The sequence below is a fragment of the Pseudogemmobacter sonorensis genome (assembly GCF_042762395.1).
GTDB lineage: Bacteria > Pseudomonadota > Alphaproteobacteria > Rhodobacterales > Rhodobacteraceae > Pseudogemmobacter > Pseudogemmobacter sonorensis.
Genome location: NZ_JBEFZE010000015.1, coordinates 20,591 through 42,128, shown reverse-complemented (window position 1 = coordinate 42,128; position 21,538 = coordinate 20,591). Strand labels below are relative to the sequence as shown.

The 21,538-nt window shown below is 65.5% G+C and carries 19 protein-coding genes and 1 pseudogene; 14 read left to right on the top strand and 6 right to left on the bottom strand.

Features of this window, described 5'->3' with window-relative positions; translation table 11 throughout:
* Window positions 1-41 precede the first annotated feature (41 nt).
* Together ABNX41_RS12245 and ftsY are read right to left on the bottom strand one after the other, a co-directional pair.
* On the bottom strand, window positions 42-737 hold the full coding sequence (locus ABNX41_RS12245) for an inner membrane-spanning protein YciB (RefSeq protein ID WP_438670012.1): 696 nt from the start codon (window positions 735-737) through the stop codon (window positions 42-44).
* A 116-nt stretch (window positions 738-853) separates the two neighbouring features.
* Window positions 854-2,047, bottom strand: a complete 1,194-nt coding sequence (ftsY, locus tag ABNX41_RS12240) for a signal recognition particle-docking protein FtsY (protein WP_438670011.1) — start codon at window positions 2,045-2,047, stop codon at window positions 854-856.
* 686 nt (window positions 2,048-2,733) lie between these two features.
* Here ftsY and ABNX41_RS12235 point away from each other — a divergent pair.
* The 3 genes from ABNX41_RS12235 (at window position 2,734) to ABNX41_RS12225 (ending at window position 5,177) form a co-directional block, all read left to right on the top strand.
* Complete coding sequence (locus ABNX41_RS12235) at window positions 2,734-3,801, top strand: alkane 1-monooxygenase (RefSeq protein ID WP_438670049.1); 1,068 nt, start codon at window positions 2,734-2,736, stop codon at window positions 3,799-3,801.
* A 325-nt stretch (window positions 3,802-4,126) separates the two neighbouring features.
* Window positions 4,127-4,570: a hypothetical protein gene (locus ABNX41_RS12230; protein ID WP_438670010.1), complete on the top strand. Its 444-nt coding sequence runs from the start codon at window positions 4,127-4,129 to the stop codon at window positions 4,568-4,570.
* A gap of 4 nt (window positions 4,571-4,574) precedes the next feature.
* A complete protein-coding gene (locus tag ABNX41_RS12225; protein ID WP_438670009.1) occupies window positions 4,575-5,177 on the top strand; it encodes a hypothetical protein in 603 nt (200 codons plus the stop codon).
* 465 nt (window positions 5,178-5,642) lie between these two features.
* On the opposite strand, the gene xseA is transcribed toward ABNX41_RS12225, so the two are convergent.
* Complete coding sequence (gene xseA / locus ABNX41_RS12220) at window positions 5,643-7,331, bottom strand: exodeoxyribonuclease VII large subunit (RefSeq protein ID WP_438670008.1); 1,689 nt, start codon at window positions 7,329-7,331, stop codon at window positions 5,643-5,645.
* A 789-nt stretch (window positions 7,332-8,120) separates the two neighbouring features.
* Window positions 8,121-8,444, bottom strand: a complete 324-nt coding sequence (locus tag ABNX41_RS12215) for a 2Fe-2S iron-sulfur cluster-binding protein (RefSeq protein WP_438670007.1) — start codon at window positions 8,442-8,444, stop codon at window positions 8,121-8,123.
* Window positions 8,445-8,893: 449 nt separating this feature from the next.
* Here ABNX41_RS12215 and ABNX41_RS12210 point away from each other — a divergent pair, with 449 nt between their 5' ends.
* The gene (locus ABNX41_RS12210) at window positions 8,894-9,373 is read left to right on the top strand and encodes a peptidoglycan-binding domain-containing protein (protein ID WP_438670006.1); all 480 of its coding nucleotides are present in this window, start codon (window positions 8,894-8,896) and stop codon (window positions 9,371-9,373) included.
* On the opposite strand, the pseudogene ABNX41_RS12205 reads toward ABNX41_RS12210, so the two are convergent.
* A pseudogene (locus ABNX41_RS12205) lies at window positions 9,370-10,291 on the bottom strand (DMT family transporter). The gene ABNX41_RS12210 and the pseudogene ABNX41_RS12205 sit on opposite strands and share 4 nt — an antisense overlap.
* A 558-nt stretch (window positions 10,292-10,849) precedes the next feature.
* Here ABNX41_RS12205 and secG point away from each other — a divergent pair.
* From secG to ABNX41_RS12155, 10 genes are all read left to right on the top strand, one after another.
* Entirely contained in the window at window positions 10,850-11,260 is a 411-nt protein-coding gene (gene secG, locus ABNX41_RS12200) for a preprotein translocase subunit SecG (protein ID WP_438670005.1), read from the top strand.
* Between the two features lie 251 nt (window positions 11,261-11,511).
* Entirely contained in the window at window positions 11,512-13,155 is a 1,644-nt protein-coding gene (gene pyrG, locus ABNX41_RS12195; RefSeq protein WP_438670004.1) for a CTP synthase, read from the top strand.
* Between the two features lie 405 nt (window positions 13,156-13,560).
* Window positions 13,561-14,760, top strand: a complete 1,200-nt coding sequence (locus ABNX41_RS12190) for a tyrosine-type recombinase/integrase (protein ID WP_438670003.1) — start codon at window positions 13,561-13,563, stop codon at window positions 14,758-14,760.
* Window positions 14,757-15,032 carry a hypothetical protein gene (locus ABNX41_RS12185; protein ID WP_438670002.1) on the top strand — a complete coding sequence of 92 codons (276 nt, stop codon included), beginning with the start codon at window positions 14,757-14,759 and terminating at the stop codon, window positions 15,030-15,032. The genes ABNX41_RS12190 and ABNX41_RS12185 overlap by 4 nt, the downstream gene beginning before the upstream one ends.
* 73 nt (window positions 15,033-15,105) lie before the next feature.
* The gene (locus tag ABNX41_RS12180; RefSeq protein WP_438670001.1) at window positions 15,106-15,324 is read left to right on the top strand and encodes a helix-turn-helix transcriptional regulator; all 219 of its coding nucleotides are present in this window, start codon (window positions 15,106-15,108) and stop codon (window positions 15,322-15,324) included.
* Window positions 15,325-15,346: 22 nt separating this feature from the next.
* Entirely contained in the window at window positions 15,347-17,347 is a 2,001-nt protein-coding gene (locus ABNX41_RS12175; protein ID WP_438670000.1) for an AAA family ATPase, read from the top strand.
* Between the two features lie 199 nt (window positions 17,348-17,546).
* Complete coding sequence (locus ABNX41_RS12170) at window positions 17,547-17,948, top strand: hypothetical protein (RefSeq protein ID WP_438669999.1); 402 nt, start codon at window positions 17,547-17,549, stop codon at window positions 17,946-17,948.
* Window positions 17,949-18,168: 220 nt separating this feature from the next.
* Window positions 18,169-18,426, top strand: a complete 258-nt coding sequence (locus ABNX41_RS12165) for a hypothetical protein (RefSeq protein ID WP_438669998.1) — start codon at window positions 18,169-18,171, stop codon at window positions 18,424-18,426.
* An 82-nt stretch (window positions 18,427-18,508) separates the two neighbouring features.
* Window positions 18,509-19,468: a DUF3800 domain-containing protein gene (locus ABNX41_RS12160; RefSeq protein WP_438669997.1), complete on the top strand. Its 960-nt coding sequence runs from the start codon at window positions 18,509-18,511 to the stop codon at window positions 19,466-19,468.
* A 138-nt stretch (window positions 19,469-19,606) separates the two neighbouring features.
* Window positions 19,607-20,833, top strand: coding sequence for a hypothetical protein (locus ABNX41_RS12155; RefSeq protein WP_438669996.1), 1,227 nt, complete (start codon window positions 19,607-19,609; stop codon window positions 20,831-20,833).
* Window positions 20,834-20,954: 121 nt separating this feature from the next.
* On the opposite strand, the gene ABNX41_RS12150 is transcribed toward ABNX41_RS12155, so the two are convergent.
* Window positions 20,955-21,368 carry a hypothetical protein gene (locus ABNX41_RS12150; RefSeq protein ID WP_438669995.1) on the bottom strand — a complete coding sequence of 138 codons (414 nt, stop codon included), beginning with the start codon at window positions 21,366-21,368 and terminating at the stop codon, window positions 20,955-20,957.
* Window positions 21,369-21,538 lie beyond the last annotated feature (170 nt).

Sequence of the window (21,538 nt, the reverse complement as noted above, 5' to 3'; positions counted from 1 at the left end):
GCGGCGGGATGCCGCGGGGACCCGCGCCCTGCCCGCGCGGCTCAGCCGCCGCCCGCCTTCCGCCCGGTAGCCTCATCCTCGCCCGCATCCTCGCCCGCGGCCTCGCCGCCGACCGGCCCGCGCCCCACGCTCTCCTCCTCCTTGCCCGGCTCGATGATATAGCGGTTCAGCACCGCCATCTGCGCCATCAGGAACAAAAACAGCGCGGCGGGGAAGGCGAAGGTCTCCAGCCAGACCCAGGTCGCATCCGACTGGGTGCGCCAGATGATCTCATTGGCGACCGCCAGCGCCGCGAAGCCCAGCGTCAGGCGGCGGGTCAGGATCATCCAGCCCTCTTCGCGCATCGGCAGGGTCGAGCCGAGGACCCATTGCAGCCAGCTCTTGCCGCGCGCCAGCCCGATCCCCAGAAGCAGCGCGAAGGTGCCGTAGACCAGCGTGGTCTTCATCTTGAAGAACCGCTCGTCGTTGAACCAGGCGGTCAGCGCGCCGAAGAAGATCACCACCGCGCCGGTGAAGACCTGCATCCGGCTGATCTCGCCCGAAAGGATCCACAGCGCCGCGATCGACACCAGAAGGATCGGCACGAAGACCAGTGCCGAGACGATGAAGCCCGAATATTCGCGCCCCGCGATGACGAAGCTGTCGTCCTTGATCCACATGAATATGGCGAAGAACACCAGGGTCGGGCCAAGTTCCAGCACCTGTTTGAGGACGGGGTTGATCTTCTTCTCGGCCATGTTCTGTCGCTTGTCCTGCCTGGGCCCGGTCCGGGTCGTGTCGATGCGCTGCGCCCGTTCAGGGCGGTGTTTCGGGGGCGGAAGGCCCCGCCTGGGCGGCATGGACCCGCCTGCCGTCAGCCCGCGCTTTCGCCCAGCCCGACAAGGGCGCGGGCGAATTCCTCGGGGTCGAAGGGCGACAGGTCGTCGATCTGCTCGCCCAGGCCGATGGCATGGATCGGCAGGCCGAAACGGTCTGCGAGCGCGACCAGCACACCGCCCTTCGCGGTGCCGTCGAGCTTGGTCATCACCAGGCCGGAGACATCGGCGATACGGCGAAAGATCTCGACCTGGGCCACGGCGTTCTGGCCGGTGGTCGCATCCAGCACCAGAAGCGTGTTGTGCGGCGCCTGCGGATCGACCTTGCGGATCACCCGCACGATCTTGGCCAGTTCCTCCATCAGGTCGGCGCGGTTCTGCAGCCGCCCGGCGGTGTCGATCATCAGCAGGTCCGCCCCCTCGGCCCGGGCGCGGGTCAGGGCGTCGAAGGCAAGGCTCGCGGGGTCCGAGCCCTCGGGCGCGGTCAGGACCGGCACGCCCGCGCGCTGGCCCCAGACCTTGAGCTGCTCGACGGCGGCGGCGCGGAAGGTGTCACCCGCCGCGATCACCACGCTTTTTCCGGCCGCGCGGAACTGCGAGGCCAGCTTGCCGATGGTCGTGGTCTTGCCCGAGCCGTTGACGCCCACCACCAGCACCACCTGCGGCTTTTGCGGGTAAAGCGGCAGCGGGCGCGCCACCGGCTCCATGATGCGGGCGACCTCGGCCGCCAGCGCCTCGCGCAATTCGCGGGTCGAGACCCGGCGCCCGAGCCGCCCCTCGGCGATATTTGCGGTGACGCGCACGGCCGTCTCGACGCCCATATCGGCCTCGATCAGCAGTTCCTCCAGCCGCTCGAGCATCTCGTCGTCCAGCACCCGGCGCGGCTCATCCGCCGCGCCGCGCCCGAAGATACGCCCGATCAGCCCGGGCTTCGCCGCCTCGGAGGCGGCGGGCGCGGAAGCCTCGGGATCAGCAGGACTGGAATCTGCAGACTGGGGATCGGCAGCCCCGGGGACGACATGCGCCGGGCCGGGTTGCAGGGCCGGGGGCTGCGCGGCGGGGGGCTGCATGGCGGGTTCCCGCGGTGCCGCAGCCCCGGCCCCATCGCCCCCGGCCCCATCGCCCCCGGCCCCATCGCCCCCGGCACCGTCCGAGACCAGCGCATCCAGCCCCTCGCCGATCTTGTCGGAAGAGCGGAACATGCGGTCCTTGAGTTTCTTGAAGAAGGACATCGGGCGGGCCTCGTTCTGGATCGCCCCTCCCTAATCCATTCGGCGGGCCAAGGAAAGAATCTCGCAAAGGAAGCGGCAGGGAGAGGGGCGGAACCGGCGGCACGGTCGGCCGGGCGAAAGACGAGGTCGGCGGGCAACGGGATGGGCCGCCCCCCCCCGGCCCGCCCCCCCGCCCGGCAAGCGGCCCGGCGAGCGGCAGGGCAGGCGCGTTCCCCGGCGCGATGCCGGACCGCACAATGGCCGGTCTCCGCCAAGGATAAATCCGCGCCAGTGCGAGCCGCCCGCATCTCCCCCCGCATGCGCCCTTGGGGACGATACCGGCAGCCATGGAAGGCCAGGCACCCGCGCCGATCCCCCGCCACCGATCCCCCGCAAAGCGCGCCTGCCCCCTGCGGCAGTCTGCGGCCTTCCCCTCGGCCCGCTTTCATGCATTCACTTCCGCCATGGCACAGATCCCTTCGGACGATCCGCAACCAGGCCCTGCCGCATCCGCCGGTTTCCCGGCCGCCCGGCCATCCGCACCGGCGGCCGATGCCGCGCGCCCGTCTGCGCCAAGCCATGGGGCCGGGCCGGGCCGTGGAGACGGGCCGGGAGACGGGTCCGCGCCTGAGGCCGGGGGGCCTGCTCCGGCCGCCCCCTTGCCGCCTTCCGCCGACCCCGCCCCCCCGCGCAAACCCGCCTTGCCGATGGCCGCCTTCGCCTTCGCCGCGATGACGCCGGTGCCGCTCCTGCTTCTGGGGGCCTGGCTCGGCGGCGCCTGGCTTTGGGCGGGTTTTCTCTACATGGCGGTGCTGGCGGCGCTGCTCGACCAGTTGGTGCCGATGGTGATGGGCGATGCCGACGAGGGGCAGGAGTTTCCCGGCGCCGATCTGCTTCTGGCCTCGATCGGGGTTTCGGCGCTGGCGCTGCTGCCGGTGGCGACCTGGGCGATCGCTGGAGGGGCGGGCGCGGGCGGGCTTTCGACCGGCGAGCGGGTGCTCCTGTTCCTCGGCTGCGGCTACTGGCTGGGCCAGGTCGGCCATCCGGCGGCGCATGAGCTGATCCACCGCACCGCCCGGCCGCTGTTCCGGCTGGGCCAGGCCGTCTATGCCGCGATCCTTTTCGGCCAGCATGCCTCGGCGCATCGGCTGGTGCATCACCGCTATGTCGCCACCGACCTCGACCCCAATTCCGCGCGCGAGGGCGAGGGCTTCTACCGCTTCGCGCTCCGCGCCTGGAAGGGCAGTTTCGTCGAGGGCTGGCGCGCCGAAACCGCGCTGCGCGCCCGGGCGCGACGCGCGCAGGGGCCCCATCCCTATGCGCTTTATCTTTGCGGCTACGTCCTGGCGCTGGCGCTGGCCTTCTGGATCGGCGGGGTCGGGGGCGTGCTGGTCTGGGCCGGGCTGGGGCTGCATGCGCAGGCGCAGATCCTCGTCTCGGACTATGTCCAGCATTACGGGCTGCGCCGCGCGATCCGCCCCGATGGTCGGCCCGAGCCGGTGGCCGCGCGCCATAGCTGGAACACCGCGCATTGGTTCTCCTCGGCGCTGATGCTGAACGCGCCGCGCCATTCCGACCATCACGCCCATCCCGCGCGCCCCTATCCCGCGCTGCGCCTGCCCGAGGCGGACGAGGCCCCCCGCCTGCCGTGGCCCCTGCCGGTGGCCTGCGCCATGGCCTTCTTCCCAAGGCTGTGGAAACGCCGCATCCGCCGCCATCTGCGCCGCTGGCAGCCCGCGCCGCCGCAGGCCGGGCCCGGCGGCGACGCGACCTGAGCCGCCCGGGCGGCACCGGGGAGGGTTGCGGCCGGAAAGCCCCACCTTCGTCGGGTCGCCGTGCGGGAAGGTCTGCGGCCGGAAAGCCCTTGCCGAAGCCCCCGGTCTCCCGCCGGGAAGCATCCTGTCGGAAAACGAGAACCGCATCGGGAAGACCGCAACGCCCCCCGGCCCGGACGCGCCGGGGTCACGCCAAGCTGACTGGCAATCGCGCCGGATCTCTGGCAGCTTGGCCGCGGGTCGCCCGCCCGTTCCAGCAGGCCGCCCGCACCGCCCCTTGCCTCGCACCGCCCCCAGACGGAGCGCCCCAGACGGAGCCCGAAGAATGCGCCTCTCTCCCCGCCGCCGCCGCCATATCGGTTCACTCGCCGCCCTGGCGCTTTCCGCCGCCGCCTTCGCCGCGCTTTCCGCCCTGTCCGCGCGGGCCGAGACCACGCTGACCGCCGAGGAATTCGACGCCTATGTCACCGGCAAGACCCTGACCTATACCCAATATGGCGAGGTGTTCGGCATCGAGGAATATCTGCCCGGCCGCAAGGTGCGCTGGAAGGCCACGTTCGACACCTGCCAATACGGCAGTTGGTTCGCACGCGAGGATCTGATCTGCTTCGTCTACGAATACAGCTCCACCGAACATTGCTGGCAGTTCTGGCGCTCGGACAGCGGGCTGAGCGCGCTTTCGGTCAACGACGCGCCGGGGTCCGAGCTTTCCGAAGTGGCGCAGACCGCCGACGGGCTGGACTGCCCGGCGCCCGATGTGGGGGTCTGAGCGGATGCGCGAACGCCATGCCCGGATCGCCGTCGCGCTGTCGGCGCTGCTCGCCGCGACGGCGGCGCTCCCCGCAGGGGCGCAGGAGGCACCGATGGAGCTTGCCCCCCTCCACCTCGCCCCCCTCCACCTCGCACAGGCCAATCGCTTGCAGGCCGATCCGGGCCAAAGCGATCCCGCCCAGAACGACCCCGATGCGGACCTGCCGCCGATCTACTTCCCCCCCGGCGCCGGGGCCGAGCCCGATCCCGCCGACGACCCGCCCCTTGACGCCGAGACCTTCGACGCCCTGACCCGGGGCACCACCCAGGACACGCTGGACGCGCTCAGCGGGCGCTACGGGATCGAGACCTTCCTGAGCGGGCGGCGCGTGATCTGGCGCGATGTCGGCTCGGGCAGCGACCGCTGCATGCATGGCACCTGGGAGCCGGTGGGCGAGCAGATCTGCTTCTTCTACGAAACCGACCCAGAGCGCCCGGTCTGCTGGACCTATCACGACCGGGGCGACCATATCGTCGGCTATTACCAGGGCAATCGCGACAACGTGCCGATCCTTCTGGTGCCGATGGAGGGCCGGGTCAGTTGCGACATCTATGTCGGCGCCTGAAGAAACCGGCGCCCCGGAACGCCGCAGACCTCATGCCCCGATGCGAGAGGGTTCCCGGTCCGATTCGGGCCAATTCATCCGGGCTGGCGGATCGCCGGTCCGGGTGGTTTCCCCGGGCAGACGGATCGCCGGGACCACGATCTTGGGCAGAGCGCGCAAGGGCCCCGGGGCGCGCCCCCCGGCAACCCGCATCGCAACGGCCGGTCCTGACCCCACCGCCCGCTTTCGTCGGAAAAAGCCCGCGAACGCCATGCGTTCGGGAGGGAGCACGGCGGGGACAGCTCTTCCCCAGATCCTCCGGCCTGGCAGGCTGCTGAAAACGTCATGCGGCGGCGTCAGCCTGCGCGGAAGACGGGTCAATTGGTCCGGTCGCGGGCCAGAATATGCGGTTTGCGCAGTGAAGATTGAGGATGCGGGGAGAATTTCCGTCCCGATCCTGCCCCGAAATGCTTTTTCAGCGACCTGCTAGAACAAGCTGCCCTGCCCGCCGCCGCCGCCATCCCTGGGGCGTTTCGCCCCGCTCCGGGCGGGCGGGGCCGTCGGCGTCCCGGGCTTCGGGGCTGCGGATTTCGGCGCTCCGGCCTGTCCCCCGGCATCACCCGCCGCAACACCGCCCGCCGGATCCCGCCCCGGCCCGCCCCGAGGCACCGCCGTGACCCGACCGTCGAGGAACTGGATCTCCAGCGCCGAAGCGCCCTCGGCCCCGGCGGCCCGGGTCACCACGGCGCCCCCGGCGCGCACCACGGCAAAGCCGCGCCGCAGCGTGTTCTCATAGCCAAGCCCCCTGAGCATCCGCCCATGCCCGGCCAGCCCCTCCGCCCGCCGCCGCAGCGCCGCCGCCATGGCCGCGTCAAGCCGCAAGGCCCGCGCCGCCAGATCCTCGCGCCCGCGCGCAAGCCGCGCCGCATCGTCGCGCACCAGCCGGGCAAGCGCCGGATCCAGCCGCCCCGCCCATTGCGAAAGCCGCACGCGCTGCGCGTCCAGCCGCCGCTCCAGCCGCGCCTCAAGCGCATCCGCCCGCCGCTCGACCGCCATCGCGCGGGCCCGCAGCAGCCCCAGCAGCAGTTCCGGCCGCATCAGCCCTGCCGCGCGGGCGAAATGCGCCCGCTTTTCCGCCACCATCCGGCCAAGCGCCGCGCCAAGCCGCCCCGCCCCGTGGTCAAGCCGTTGCGCCGCCGCCGCCGTCAGCCCATCCAGGCGCGGCAACGCGCGCGACAGGTCCGACAGCCGCTGGCGCCGACGCTCCACCCCCTGCGCCACCGCGCGCGACAGCCGCGCCGACAGCGCATCCTGCGCGGCGATCAGCTCCAGCCGCACCGGCACCGCAAGTTCGGCCGCGGCCGTGGGGGTGGGGGCGCGCAGGTCGGCGGCAAGGTCGATCAGCGTGGTGTCGGTCTCATGCCCGACCGCCGAGATCAGCGGGATCCGGCTTTCGGCGGCGGCGCGGACGACGATCTCCTCGTTGAAGCCCCAGAGGTCCTCAAGGCTGCCGCCGCCGCGCGCGACGATAATCAGATCGGGGCGCGGCACCGGCCCGCCGGGCGGGATGGCGTTGAAGCCCCGGATCGCGGCGGCGACCTCGGGCGCGCAACGCTCGCCCTGCACGGCGACCGGCCAGACCAGCACATGGCGCGGAAAGCGGTCGCGCAGCCGGTGCAGGATGTCGCGGATCACGGCGCCACTTGGCGAGGTGACGACGCCGATCACCCCGGGCAGCCAGGGGATCGGCCGCTTGCGCGCCGGGTCGAACAGCCCCTCGGCCTGAAGGCTCGCGCGGCGCTTTTCCAGCATCGCCATCAGCGCGCCCGCGCCCGCCGGGGCCAGATCCTCGACGATGAGCTGGTATTTCGACTGGCCGGGGAAGGTGGTCATCCGCCCGGTGGCGACGACCTCCATCCCCTCTTCGGGCCGGACCGACAGCCGGGCCGCCTGGCCCTTCCAGGTGATGGCCGCGATGACCGAACGGTCGTCCTTCAGGTCGTAATAAAGGTGGCCCGAGGCCGGGCGCGACACCCGTCCCACCTCGCCCCGCACCCGGACAAGGCCGAATTCGCCCTCGATCACCCGCTTCACCGCGCCCGAAAGCTCGGAGACGGTGAATTCGGGCCGATTGCCGCGCCGGTCGTCGTCGCTGTCGTCGTCAAGAAGATCCATGCCGCCCGTCTTGCCAAACCCGCGCGGACCGCGCAACCGTCCCGGAGGGGGCTTCGCCCCGAAGAGGCAGGAGCGGCGTCTCGAAGGGGGACATTGCCTCCAAGGGAAGTTGTCCAACGTCCCGAAGGGGATCAAGGCCAGCGCCGCGAAGAGGAGATGGCGCGCACCCGAAGGGAAAATGGCCCGCGCACCTGCCCCGCCTCCCCGTCCCGGCGACGGGGAGATTGCGCGAGCGGGCCCTCTCGCAGCTTATAAAGCCGGGCGCCGGAACCGTTGCGGACAGAAATCCAGAGGCTGGAGGCCCGGGGACGACAATGGAGGAGCCGAAACCCCTGCGGACAGGCGTTCAAGGGCCAGAAGTCCCGAAAAGCCGAAACCGCTGAGGCCAAAGTCCGGCGGCGGGAATCGAGGAGCCAAAGTCCGGCGGCGGGAACCCTGGCAGGCTGCTGAAAAAGCACTGCAGCGGCATCGGCTTGCCCGGAAAATCAGTAAGCTGGTCCCGATGTTGGTTCTGTAGGGGGGGCTGAAATATGCGGTTTCCGCAGGGATTTTTGACAATGCAGGGAAAATTTCCATCCCGAGCTTGCCCAGGATACTTTTTCAGCAGCCCGCCATGGTCGGAAACCCGGGGGCGGAAGTCCGGGCCGGGAAGGGCTGCGTCCCGCCTGGGCCCTGCGTCATTCGCCAGCGCCTCGGGATTCGCCAGCGTCCCGGGATTCGCCAGCGCCTCGGGGACCCCGCCTCACCGGCGTCGTCTCGCCTAGCGCGGCCTCCCCCGCCCCGTCTGCCTCAGATCTGGCGCTCGGGCATATGCACCACCAGGCCGTCCAGATCGGCGGTCACCTTGATCTGGCAGGTCAGGCGCGAGCGCAGGGGGTCGGGCTGCCAGGCGAAATCCAGCATGTCCTCTTCCATCGCATCCTTGGCCGGGACCCGCTCGACCCAGGCCTCGTCGACATAGACATGGCAGGTGGAACAGGCGCAGGCGCCGCCGCAATCGGCCTCGATCCCCGGAATGCCGTTGTCGCGCGCGCCCTCCATCACGGTCAGCCCCGGCGGGACCTCGACCTCGTGGCGGGTGCCGCTGTGTTCGACATAGATGATCTTCGCCATGGATGCCTCGCGGTGGTGGATCTCTCCCATGCCCGGGACATAGGGGATAAACCCCGGCTTTGCCAGAGGCCGCGCCCCCTTCCGTGCCGCCGCCCCTGCCCCGGCCCGTGCCCCGAAAGTCACGCCCGGCCCGGCCTGCGTGGCGGCGGGACTTCCCAGCCCGGCCCCGCCGGTCTATCTTCCGCCCCGCAGTCCTGCGCCCGGCGGTGATCGGCCCGGCAGCCGAAGGCAACCCCGGCGCCGCGCCTCCCTCGGCACCGGCCCCGCGAAACCGACCGACGACGCACCACCCCACCCGCCGGGAGCGAAACCTGCCGATGCCAAGGCCGAGCCTGACCGCCCTCCGCCCCGTCGCCTTCCGATGCGGCGCCCTCCGATGCGTCCCGCGCCGACGCGCCGCCCTGGCGTCGGCCGTAGCGCTGCTGTTGGCGGGCTGCGACGCGACCGGCGTGCCCGACGCACCCTCGCGCGGGGATTTCGCCGCCGAGATGGTCGACCTCAAGGGCCGCCCCGGCCCGCCCCCGGGCCCCGAGGGCGCCTGCTGGCAGGCCGACATCAAGCCCGCCGTGATCGAGACGGTGACCGAGCAGGTCCTGGTCTCGGCCGAGGTGCGCGACGCCGAGGGCCGAGTGAGCGAACCCGCCGTCTTCGCGAGCGAAACCCGCCAGCGCATGATCGCCGAACGCTCGACCATCTGGTTCCGCGCGCCTTGCCCCGACCAGATGACGCCCGAATTCATCGCCACCGTGCAGCGCGCGCTGAAGGCGCGGGGGCTTTACCTTCTGCCGCTTACCGGATCGCTGGACGGGCCGACGCGCGCGGCGATCCACCGCTATCAGCGCGCGCGCGGGCTCGACAGCGACCACCTCTCGCTGGCGGCCGCGCGGGATCTGGGGATCGTCGCCGTCGATCTGGGGGGCGGCCGCTAGGGGCCGACGGGGCGGCGGGCCGGTCGCTCGCGCCAGATGATGTAGAGCCCCGAGCCGATGATGACGGCGATCCCGGCGAAGGCCAGGGCATCGGGCAGATCGTCGAAGACCAGATAGCCCAGCACCACCGCCACCACGATCTCGGTGTAATGCAGCGGCGCCAGCGTCGCGGCGGGGGCGAATTTCAACGCCCAGGTCATGCAGATATGCGCAAGGCAGGCCCAGAAGCCGACGCCGAACAGCCAAAGCCACTGCAGGCCCTGCGGCAGGACGAAGCCCAGCTCCCCGACCGGCCCGCCCCCGACCGCCCCATTATGGGCCAGAAGCATCACCGGCAAGAAGATCGCCAGCCCCGCCCAACTGGTGTGGAACTGCATCGCCACCGGATGCATGGCGGCCGAGATCGCGCGCGTGACCAGCATGTAGAAGGCAAAGGAAAACGCCGTCGCCAGCGGCCAGAGCGCGGTGGTCCCGAACACCGAAAGCGAGGGCTGGATCACCAGGAGCGCGCCGGAAAAACCCCAGCATGCAGGCGGCGATCCGGCGCGGCCCCACCCGGTCCCCGAAGAGAAACGCCCCCAGGATGAGCAGGACGAACGGCTCGACGAAGGCGATGGCCAGCGCATCGGCGATCGGCATCACCCGGATGCCCGCGATGAAGGAGAAGGTCGAGACGACGAGAAACAGCGCCCGCAGGAGGATCAGCCCCGCCAGCCGCCGCGTCAGGCCAAGGCGCAGCCGCATCAGCCAGACCACCGGCGCCATCATCGCCAGTTGCACCGCCAGCCGCGCAAGGGTGACCTCGCCCACCGGAATGCCGCTCTCCGCGGCCAGCTTGGCCGAGACGTCCAGCAGCGGGGCGAGAAGGCAGAAGGCCAGCATCAGGACGATGCCGGGACGGATGCGGTCCTGTGTCATGCCCGCTCTCTAGCGCCAGAGGTGCCGCCCGGCCATCCCGAAAGCAGCATGGCCGGGCCGGGAGCGGGCCGGGGACCGGGACGAGCGGGCGCGCGGGAATGGCCAGGGCCGGGCACGCGAACGGCCCCGCCCAGCCCGCTACTCAGCCGCGGCCCCTTGCCCCGGCCCTGTCTTCAGCGCCTGCCTTGCAGCGCCGCGCCCCCTCGTCCCGGTCCCCGACCCAGCCCAGTCTCGGCCCGGTCTCCGCCCAGTCTCGGCCCGGCGGACGAACGGCTCCCGGCCGCCTGCGCCCGCCGCTCGCCTCGCCCCCATCCGCCTCGCCCCATCGCCTCGCCCGCACCCGGCTTGCCTCAGCCCGCCTTACCCCCGCCTCGCCTGTTCCACCCCCGGGTCCCCCCCCCTTTGCCCCACCCGGTCCAGCCCCGGCCGCGCGCCGCTCCGGGCCGACGCCGCGCCCGCAGGCCGCCCCGAGGCGGCGCCTCCGCCGCGCGCCTCCCCTTGCGCCCTGCGCCGCTTCCGCCTAAGTAGCCGCATCGGCCGCAAGGATAGAAACGCCCCATGGAAACCGTCGTCCTCTCGATCCACCTGATCCTCGCCCTGCTTCTGATCGTGATCGTGCTGCTTCAGAAGAACGAGGGCGCCGGACTGCTGTCGGGCGGCGGAAACACCCAGGCGCGCGGCCAGGCCAACGGCTTCACCAAGCTGACATGGCTGCTTGCGGCGGCCTTCATCGCCACCTCGATCACCCTGACGATCCTTGGCACCAGGGGCGGCGGCGGCTCGGTCGTTGACGGCTGGATGCCACCTGCGACCACGACCGAGGAAAGCACCGGGACCGGCGGCGCCAGCCTGCTGCCCCCCGCCCCGGCGGGCAGCGCCGATCCGCTGCTGCCGCCTTCGGGCTCTGGCGACTCTGCGGGCTCCGGCGACGCTTCGGGCTCCGGCGAAGAGACACCGCCCGCTCCCTGAGAAAGCGCCCTTTCGCGGTCGCGCCCGGCGCGGGTCGGCACGGCATTCGCCGGGCCGATGCCCCCCCTTTCGGGCGGGCTCCGGCGCGACCTTGCCCCACCGACACAACCTTTTGACGGAAGTCGCCCGCCGCCGACACGATCTTGCGGAACGGTTGCGTGGCCACGCATGGCCCGCTATATCCCGACTCCCGTGGTGAAGCGATTCCACCGATCCGAATCGCCTGTTTGCAGAACTACGGGAGTCCCCTCATGGCGCGTTACATCTTCATCACCGGCGGCGTGGTCTCGTCGCTGGGCAAGGGTCTCGCGTCCGCCGCCCTTGGGGCGCTGTTGCAGGCCCGCGGCTATACGGTGCGGCTCAGGAAGCTCGACCCCTATCTGAACGTCGATCCCGGCACCATGTCGCCCTTCGAGCATGGCGAGGTCTTCGTCACCGACGACGGCGCCGAGACCGACCTCGACCTCGGCCATTACGAACGCTTCACCGGCGTCTCGGCCAGGGCCACGGATTCGATCTCGTCGGGGCGGATCTATTCCAATGTGCTGGAGAAGGAACGCCGGGGCGACTATCTGGGCAAGACCATCCAGGTGATCCCGCACGTCACCAACGAAATCAAGGACTTCCTTCGCATCGGCGAGGATGGCGTCGATTTCATGCTGTGCGAGATCGGCGGCACGGTCGGCGATATCGAGGGGCTGCCCTTCTTCGAGGCGATCCGCCAGTTCATCCATGAACGCCCGCGCGGCGAATGCATACTGATGCATCTGACGCTTCTGCCCTATCTGGCCGCCAGCGGGGAATTGAAGACCAAGCCCACCCAGCATTCGGTCAAGGAGCTGCAATCCATCGGTCTTGCGCCCGACGTGCTGGTCTGCCGCAGCGAGCATCCCATCCCCGACCGCGAGCGGGAAAAGATCGCGCTTTTCTGCAACGTGCGCCAGGATGCGGTGATCCCGGCCTATGACCTGAAATCAATCTACGAGGCGCCCCTGGCCTATCACCGGGCGGGGCTCGACCAGGCGGTGCTCGACGCCTTCGGCATCTCGCCCGCGCCGCGCCCCAATCTCGACCGCTGGGAAGACGTGATGGACCGGCTGGAAAACGCCGAGGGCGAGGTGCGCATCGCCGTGGTCGGCAAATACACCCAGTTGGAGGATGCCTACAAATCCATCGCCGAGGCCCTGACCCATGGCGGCATGGCCAACCGCGTCCGGGTCCGCGCCGAATGGATCGACGCCGAGATCTTCGAGCGCGAGGATCCTGCCGCCCAGCTTGAGCCCTTCGACGCGATCCTCGTCCCCGGCGGCTTCGGCGAGCGCGGCACCGAGGGCAAGATCCGCGCCGCGCAATTCGCCCGCGAAAAGGGCGTGCCCTATCTGGGGATCTGCCTTGGCATGCAGATGGCGGTGATCGAAAGCGCGCGCAACCTCGTGGGGCTGGCGAACGCGGGCTCCGAGGAATTCGACCACGAGGCGGGGGCGAAGCGCTTCGAGCCGGTGGTCTACCACCTCAAGGAATGGGTGCAGGGCAACCATACCGTGCGGCGCAAGGCCTCGGACGACAAGGGGGGCACCATGCGGCTTGGCGCCTATACCGCCCATCTGAAAGAGGGCTCGAACGTGGCGCGGGTCTATGGCGGCACGGTGATCGAGGAACGCCATCGCCACCGCTACGAGGTCGACATCAAATACCGCGACCGGCTGGAGGAATGCGGGCTGGTCTTTTCCGGCATGTCCCCCGACGGCCGCCTGCCCGAGATCGTCGAGATCAAGGGCCATCCCTGGTTCATCGGCGTGCAGTTCCACCCAGAGCTGAAATCGAAACCCTTCGCGCCCCATCCCCTGTTCGCCGATTTCGTCCGCGCGGCACTTGAGGGCGCAAGGCTGGTCTGACGCCGCCCCGCATTGTCGGAGGGGGGCGCGCGACAGCCCCCCGCATGGACGCGCCCGAACAGGCAAGACCCGTCTGGTGGGTTGCTCACGGCGGGTCATCGGCGTAGGGTCCCGCAATCGCCGATGGGCGTTCCGGTGCGGAAAGCGGCAAGCGTCGCCGGATCCGTGCCCGGAGCGCGGGCCGAAGGCGACAGAAACACCCCGGAGATCACAGGGTTACCCCCGCAGATGCTGCTTTTGATCGAAAATAAACATTAGCATCCGGCACCGTCCGCCTGCGTCCGTCTCGCCACAATATCCCTGAAATCATTGACAGTTAATGTCCGCATTCATCCGTCACAGATCGTTGTCAGCCGCCCAAAAAGCGGGTATCGTCGCGGGTATCAGAACCCGGATACCCGCACCATGGCCCTTACCGACGCGAAAATCCGCCAGACGAAGGCGACCGACAAGCCGCAGAAGTTGACCGATGCCCACGGGCTTTACCTTGAGGTCCGCCCGACCGGGAAGAAGCTGTGGCGCTACCGCTACCGGATCGCAGGCACGGAAAATGTCTTTGCCATAGGCGAGTATCCCACGATTGGGCTGGCCGACGCCCGCACCATCCGCGACCGCGCCAAGGCGACCGCAAAGACTGGCGTTCACCCTGCCCGGCAGCGCCAAGCAATAGTGCAGGCGAACATCGCCGCCAACGCCAACACCTTCGAAGTGATCGCTCGCGAATGGATCGAAAGAACAAAGGCCGACGCTTCGGACTACTACCGTAAGCAGATTGAGAAGGTTCTTGCGGCTGACGTGTTCCCCCTTGTGGGCACGACGCCGATCAAGGATGTTACAGCCGCCGAACTTCTCAAGATCGTTCAGAAGGTCGAAGGACGGGGCGCACCTATCGTCGCTGCAAACATCCGGCAATGGTGTTCCGCGATATTCCGCCATGCCATCCTGACCCTTCGCGCCGACAGCGATCCCGCCGCCGCGCTGAAAGGTGCGATCAAGCGCCCAAAGACCGAACACGCAACGCCGCTGTCGCGAGAACAGATCAAAGATTTCGTCGCGAATGTCGAAGCATACGGCGGGTATCGAACCACGGTCATCGCCCTGCGGCTGATGCTGCTAACATTCGTTCGCACGGTCGAGTTGCGCAAGGCAGAGTGGAAGCACGTTAACCTTGATCGCGCCGAATGGCGGATTCCGGGCGAACTGATGAAGATGGGCGAACCGCACCTTGTGCCCTTGTCGAAACAGGCCGTCGCGTTGCTGCGCGAACTTCAAGACTACACTGGCAAGCGCAAGTATCTGTTCCCGAACTACCGTAGCCCCGACACCTGCATGACCGCGACCACGTTGAACCGGGCGCTAGAACGCATGGGGATGAACGGCAAAGATACCATCGGGTTTTCTGCACACGGCTTCCGCGCCACCGCTTCAACGATCCTGAACGAACACGGCTATCGGGGCGAAGTGATAGAGCGGCAACTTGCCCACGCTGAGCGGAATAAAACCCGTGCCAGCTACAATCAGGCCGAATATCGGCAAGAACGAACGGCCATGATGCAGGATTGGGCCGATATGATCGACGCGATAAGTTCGGAGCCGTCGAAATGAGCGTCGAGTTTCCTATCACTAAAGTCCCGACAGAAGTTCTTGAAGCCATGAAGAATATTCGTCGCGGACCAAAGAACAGTAAACGGCTGGCCGAACTTGACGCTTTGGCCTCTGCCGCGATTGATCGGGGTGATGCCGCGAACATTCGTGAAGCTGCAAAGCTGTTCTTATCTGAATACGGAAACGAAGGTTACGACCCGGACCATAGAAACAACCGATTGGCCGATATAGCCAAAAGAATTAAGAAATTTCGCACCCAAAGGGACGAATAAATAATCCCCATCTGATACTGCTACGCCTGCCCTATGGCTGTTCCTGAACCACAACGGACAGGAGCAACCCGCAATGGCCTATCAGCTTCCCGAGACCGGCTTTCTGCGCCTGCCGCAGATCATCGGCGACCCCGACAGGGGCTTGCCGCCCATCATCCCTGTCAAGAAAACGTGCTGGTGGCAGGGCGTCCGATCCGGGCGCTTTCCGGCCTCAGTCAAGCTCGGCCCGCGCATCACGGCATGGCGGGTTGAGGATATTCGGGCGCTGATTGCGGAAACTTCCGAACAATAACAACAAGAATACAGGCTCGAAGATGACGCCGAAATCTACGTCGCAACTTATGATAGAAGCCCGGCGTTGGCTTGTCTGGCGATATGGCCCGGCCAATGCGAATGGCAAGCGCCCGAAGATACCGTGCAATGTTCGCACCGGACGCGCCTGCGACAATACCGATCCGACGAATTGGGCGACCTATCAGGAAGCCGCAGCCGCGCAGGGGTTCGACGGCATGGGCTTCGCCTTGGGCGACAGTTGGCAAGGCATCGACGGCGATAGCGAAGAAGCTGCCGCGTTCCTGCGGGACAATGCGCCGGGTTATGTCGAAGAAAGTCCGAACGGCGGTGTTCACGCTATCGGCTACGGCAGGAAGTTCGCCAGCCTTGCCAGCAACGGCAGCGGATATGAGGCTTACGCGGGCGGGCGATACTTCACCGTCACCACGAAGTGCATCCACGACCCGCAGCCGACCGACCTTGCCCCCTTCGTTGTGCAGGCCATAGCGCCCCGCCATGGCGCGGGGAAGGCGGCACCGGCTGCACCCCCTGCACGGAAACAGGCTGGCCCGCTGGACGCCGCCACGATGGCGCAGTTAGCCGACGCGTTGCGGTTCTTCATGCCAGACGACCGGGGCGAATGGATCAAGGTCATTGCCGCCCTGAAACCCCTTGGCGAAGCCGGGTTTCAACTCGCGCTGGAATGGTCCCGCCAGTCGGACAAGCACGACGACACAGAGTTCCGGCAGAAATGGAACGAAGATTGGGGGCACAGCAACTATCCCGCGATCTTCAAAACCGCTGCGGAACGGGGTTGGAAGAACCCCGGCTGGCGGCAGGATGTTGCGCCGGTTCCCCATGGTCTTGCCGCGTTCGATCCCCGCCCCGTGCAGAGGGGTGCCCCCGCGTTCCTTGATACAATGGACCTGACCGGCCTGCTACAGCTTGTCAGAACCACACCCCCACGGCTGTTCACCACGCAGTTCTATACCCCATGTGGCGAAGTGACCCTGCTTTCGGCGGACGGCGGCGTTGGCAAGACCATGCTGGCCCTGATGTGGTGCATGTGTCTGGCCTTCGGCGTATCAGCCCTTCCGCTCCATGTCTTCGCGCCGCTTCACGTTCTGTTCGTCACCGCCGAAGACACGGCCATAGAATGCGGCAGGCGGCTGGACGTGATTGCCGCCGCAATGAACCTGAACTTTAGCGGTGAGTGGGTTCCTGACGGCTATCAGCGGTTCCACCTGTGGGATGTGCAGGGCGAACCGCTCTGGATTGAGGTTCGCGACAACCCGGCAGGCGTAGCGACGCCTGCTTTGGCCGAACTTGAACGGCGCATCATCGCGACCGGGGCGAAACAAGTATTCATCGACAACGCTTCGACGGTCTTTCTCGCCAATCACAATGATCTTGTTCCCGTAAATGCCTTCATCGGTGCGCTTCGCCGCATCGCCGCCCGCACCGATTGCAACATCCTGTTGATGGCGCACGTCAACGCCGAAACCGCCACGAAAGGCGGTGCCAAAACTTACAACGGTTCGGTCGCATGGAATAACAGCGTCAGGTCGCGCATGTTTATGAAGATCGTTCCTGCCGAATCTGATCTTCCCGAACATATCGCCGTTTCGCACGAAAAAGCGAACTTGGGACCGAAAGCATCGCCGTTTCGGTTGCGAAAGAACCCGGAAACCGGCGTCCTGTCGTCCTTCTCAAACCACGAAATCGCCGCTGCGATTGACGAAAACTTCGCACCCTTGGTCGAACTGGTCTTCGGTCACATTCATGAGGCGCAAAATCGGCGCGAACCAATCAGAACCGCCGCATCAGGACCAAAGACTGCGTATCACGGCCTGTCTGATATATTCCCCCGTGATTATCCCGATCAGGACAGAGATAAGAAGAAACGAACCAAATTGGCAATTGCGAAACTTGCCGACGAAGGCCGCATCGTAAAGCGGAACACCTATGACAACAATAGAAACCCGTATCAGGTTTGGGCCGTCCTGTCGCCCGATGATCCGCTTTACGGCAGGGGGATATGATCGTGAGTTCGGAACTTACGAATTCGTTAGTTCAACTCATACACCCCCCGCAGAGTTCCAAACTCTAGGGGGTATGGGGGAATTCAGACGATGAAGATTTCTCACGATCCTAACTGACGAACCCCCTGCCCGACAACCCTATAGTTTCGGGCAAAACACAAACCGCCCATCCGGGCAAAACAACGCGAAAGGAACGGTCATGACTAAAACCAATAGTGACATTGCGGACTACGGCAACTATGAGCATGTAATCTTCTGCCCCCATTGCGGATACAACTACCTTCATCACATGCCGCCTGCGGTCTATTACGTTCGCGGCGAAGATGATCCGGTTGTTGCGGTTTGGGCTGGTTCAAAACCCAAGCACATGCTGAACCGGCATAGCGGCAATCCTTCGGCACGGCGCGGTTCAGTCGAAATCGAATTCTGGTGCGAAGATTGTCGGAAACATTCGGTTCTTCAATTCGCTCAACACAAGGGCTGCACCTTCATCTATTGGGCAGCGGAAGGTCGGCAGCCGAAGCAAGTCGTTCTGATAGATGCCGACGACAACCAGAAATTGCTGCATGGTCGGCGAGGACCGACGCGGGGGCGCTGGTAGGTCACGCGCACAGTGTTGCCGCCCGCCACCGTCGAAGAATGAGGCTGCGAGAGATACAATGAACCGATCTGTCCCGCCCCCCGGCACCTTCAACACCTTGCCTGACCGTGTGGCCCCTGACCGGCCCGCTGTTCTGCGGGGGGCGGATGGCCGTTTCCTAACGGGAAATACCGGCGGCGGCAGGCCGAAGGGATCACGCAACCGGCTGACTGAACTGCTGATGACAGCGATTGCGGATGACTTCGCCACGCATGGCGCCGATGCCATAGCCCGGCTTCGCGCCGACGATCCGGCGACCTATCTGCGGATGGTCACGGCCCTTGTCCCGCGCGAACTGATCCTGCAACGGGAATCGCAGCCCGTTCCCGACTACGCCGAACTCACCGACGAAGAAGCCCTTGCGATGCTGGAAGCGGAATATCGGCGCAGGCGGCTGGAAGCGTCCATGAAATCCGTCGCGGCGGCGGTGAAACCCTGAACTGCCGAAATCGCTGCCCTGCGCCTTGACGCAACGTCGCGTCGTTCATAACTCTGTGATCCTTTCAGCCACAGGAGCGGGTTTGGATCACGATTACACGCTGTTCATTGACGAAGCGGGCGACGACAAGGTTGAACGCCTGAAACCGGATTTCCCCGAAGGTAATTCCGAATGGCTTTGCCTTGGCGGCTACCTGATCCGCGCCGAAGCGGAATCCGAACTTGATCGGCGCAGGGACGAAATCCTTCTATCTTTTGGCGGGCAAGTGGGCGGGGTTCTTCATTACAAGAAACTCAAGCCAAAGAATCGCACGTTGGCGGCGCAGAAGCTGGTAACGCCGACCTATGCTGCACGCGGCTTCGTGGTTTGCTCTTGCAAGAAAACTATGTTGGGCTACCACAACGCCCGCGCCGCAGCCGCTTCCGGCGAACACGGGGACTATCTCTACAATTTCGTTGCACGTCTGCTTCTGGAACGGGTGACGCAATATGTCGCAAATGCGGCCCCGAAACACGGCGTTGAAAACCCTGTGCTGCGGATCGTAATGGCCAGCCGCAGGGGGCATCACTTCGGGCATTTCAAGGCTTACGTCCTGCAATTGATCAATCAGGCGACCGCCGGAACGACCTATCTTGCGCCACGGGTGATCGACGCCAGCGTTCTGCGCTACAACCTGATCGACCGCGCCCCGGCATCACAACTGGCAGGGCTACAACTGGCCGATGTGATGGTCAGCGCGTTCTTCCAGTCCATCGAACAGCGGTCGCCGCACCACGCCGACAAAGTTGCGCTGCACCTGCGACCCCTGATGGCTGAAAAGAAAGTGCCGCGCGGGCGACCGGCCAGCAAGGCGAACGAAGGCGTGACCTTCTTTCCCGACAAGCAGGTTGTGCATCTTCTGACCCCGGAACAGTCGGCGTTCTTCGCACACTTCGGCTATGACATGGCCTGGCTGAAATCTCGCAAGGTGCAGAAGGCCGTGCAGCCCTTCAAGCAGGCCGAACGCTTGTGGTCACGCACGATGCCAGACCCTGCGGCCTGACGCATCCCCACCCCGATTCCGCGCTTGCGGGGGACTTGCCTTCTAATCATGTGGCTCAAGACATTTTTCTGCCCTAGTCGCGTCAGAATCTGGTGTTTACGATCATGCCCCGATGCCTGACCAAAATAGAGCACGAAAATGCTGACACGGATACAATATGCTGCAATTGAAGCGATTAAGGCAATCGCATTGATTTTTGTTTTGCTTCTTGGAATCATTACGCTTTCATTGATTTCTCCCTATATTGCCGCAGTCATTGCCTGCGCCGTCCTTGCCGTATCAACAATCTCCATCTTTCGACCGCTCCCTATTGCATGGCTAAGAAAGAGATGGCTTAGTGTCTTGGTCACTATTTTTGTCGGCTTGCCGTCGAGCATCGGGATAATAGCAACCATATCCCAACCCAAATCTGAAGCAGAGATTGCGATACTTCGGGAAAGCGATACCGACGCATACCTTTCGGCGCTTCATGAAATCAGTGAATCTAGATGGCTTGAAGAATTAGCCGCTCTTGCCCCGGAGCAGCATGCCGCATTTGTGGAACAGCAAGCACATCTACAAGCCGCCGTGCAACTTGCCGAACGCGAACAGCAGCGGGAGCAGCAAGCCGCATTTCTTGCCTCAATAGAAGAAGAAATCACCGCTGATATTGATCGCCTGAATTGGCGGGTCGCTAGAGACAGATACCTTGAACTATCACGGTCGGATGCCGAAAGAAATGACATAACAGCCATTGCTCAAAGACTAGAAACAAGAGTTATCGAAATAGTAAGGCCGATCTCGGCTTCCGAACTTGAGCGCAATCGAGATGGATATGAACTTCTTTCTGTGCTGAATCCAGAAAATTCAACATACCTAGAACGCGCACAGCAATACGCCGCCCGCATCGAGGCCCAGCGCCGTTCAATTTTGGATGCCCTTCGTCGTTCTGAAGATAGGGTTGAAGGCGTAACCTTCTTACATCACCGCAATGAACCTGCGCGGCTGAACAGCAGATCAACCGTCCTGCTATACATCGGCACACGCCCAAATCAGTCTCGTCCTTGGCTTCGGATGCGGGTTCAGTATGCCGCTTCGGAGTGGCTGTTTGTTGAGCGGGTTGTCGCGTGGCATGATGGGGTAAGGGAAACACTCGCCGCAGGCAGGTTCCAGCGAGATAATCATACGACTATTTGGGAATGGATTGATGTATCGCCGACCGATCTACAGTTGGAAATCTTGCATTCTCTCTCCAATGCGAACGAAGCTGTCCTGCGGTTCGAAGGCAGTCAATACCGCCGCGACGTAACGCTGTCCGAGGGCGATAAACGTGCATTGCGGGAAATGTTGGCAGCGTTTGAAATCCTACAGAGTGGTGACGGATGATCGCGCCGCTGGTGGTGTGCGCCTTCCGCCATATCCCGTGGGTCCTGCATGGCTGGCGGGTGTCAGTGTTTCCCTTCGTAGGGAGGAATCAGGATGCCGCGCCTTCGGGCGCGGCAATTGTTCAGGTCTTCACCGGGACTTGTGTTGAATCTGCGACCTGTCGGCGCACTTCTTGCTTTTGCGCCAAATGATCCAGAACGCGGATAACGTTGCCGTCCGAGACTTCAATCGCGGCATATTCGCCATCATCGAAATGGATCAGATATGATGCCGACTTCCGTCGCCTGCCGCCAAGTGCCGCGCCAGCAAGCAGACCGATACCGCCAGTCAGAACCCCGCCCACAATAGCGCCGACGGCCGCGCCGCCTGCGGAGCGGTAAGTTTCCCTGTCAATTTCATGAATGCTTACTATTTGTTTTTGAACGTATTTTTTGGCCTTCCAGCCGACTTGAAAACGGAATTTTACACCCGCGATCATGCCGATGCTTTCAGATACAGCGCATTCCCCAAGTGAACTGTCGATTACCCGTCCCATAGCCGTCCCTTTTCTTACGCTAGCAGCAGACCAACTTACGCCGGAATCGGTTCTCTGTGTGGCGATGCTGGCTTATTTTCGTGACTGCACATGATACCTGTCGTGCAGACGACAAGCAGTTGCCCTATGTGGGAAGATGCGCGATAAGCGGTATCGACGTTCCACGGGGC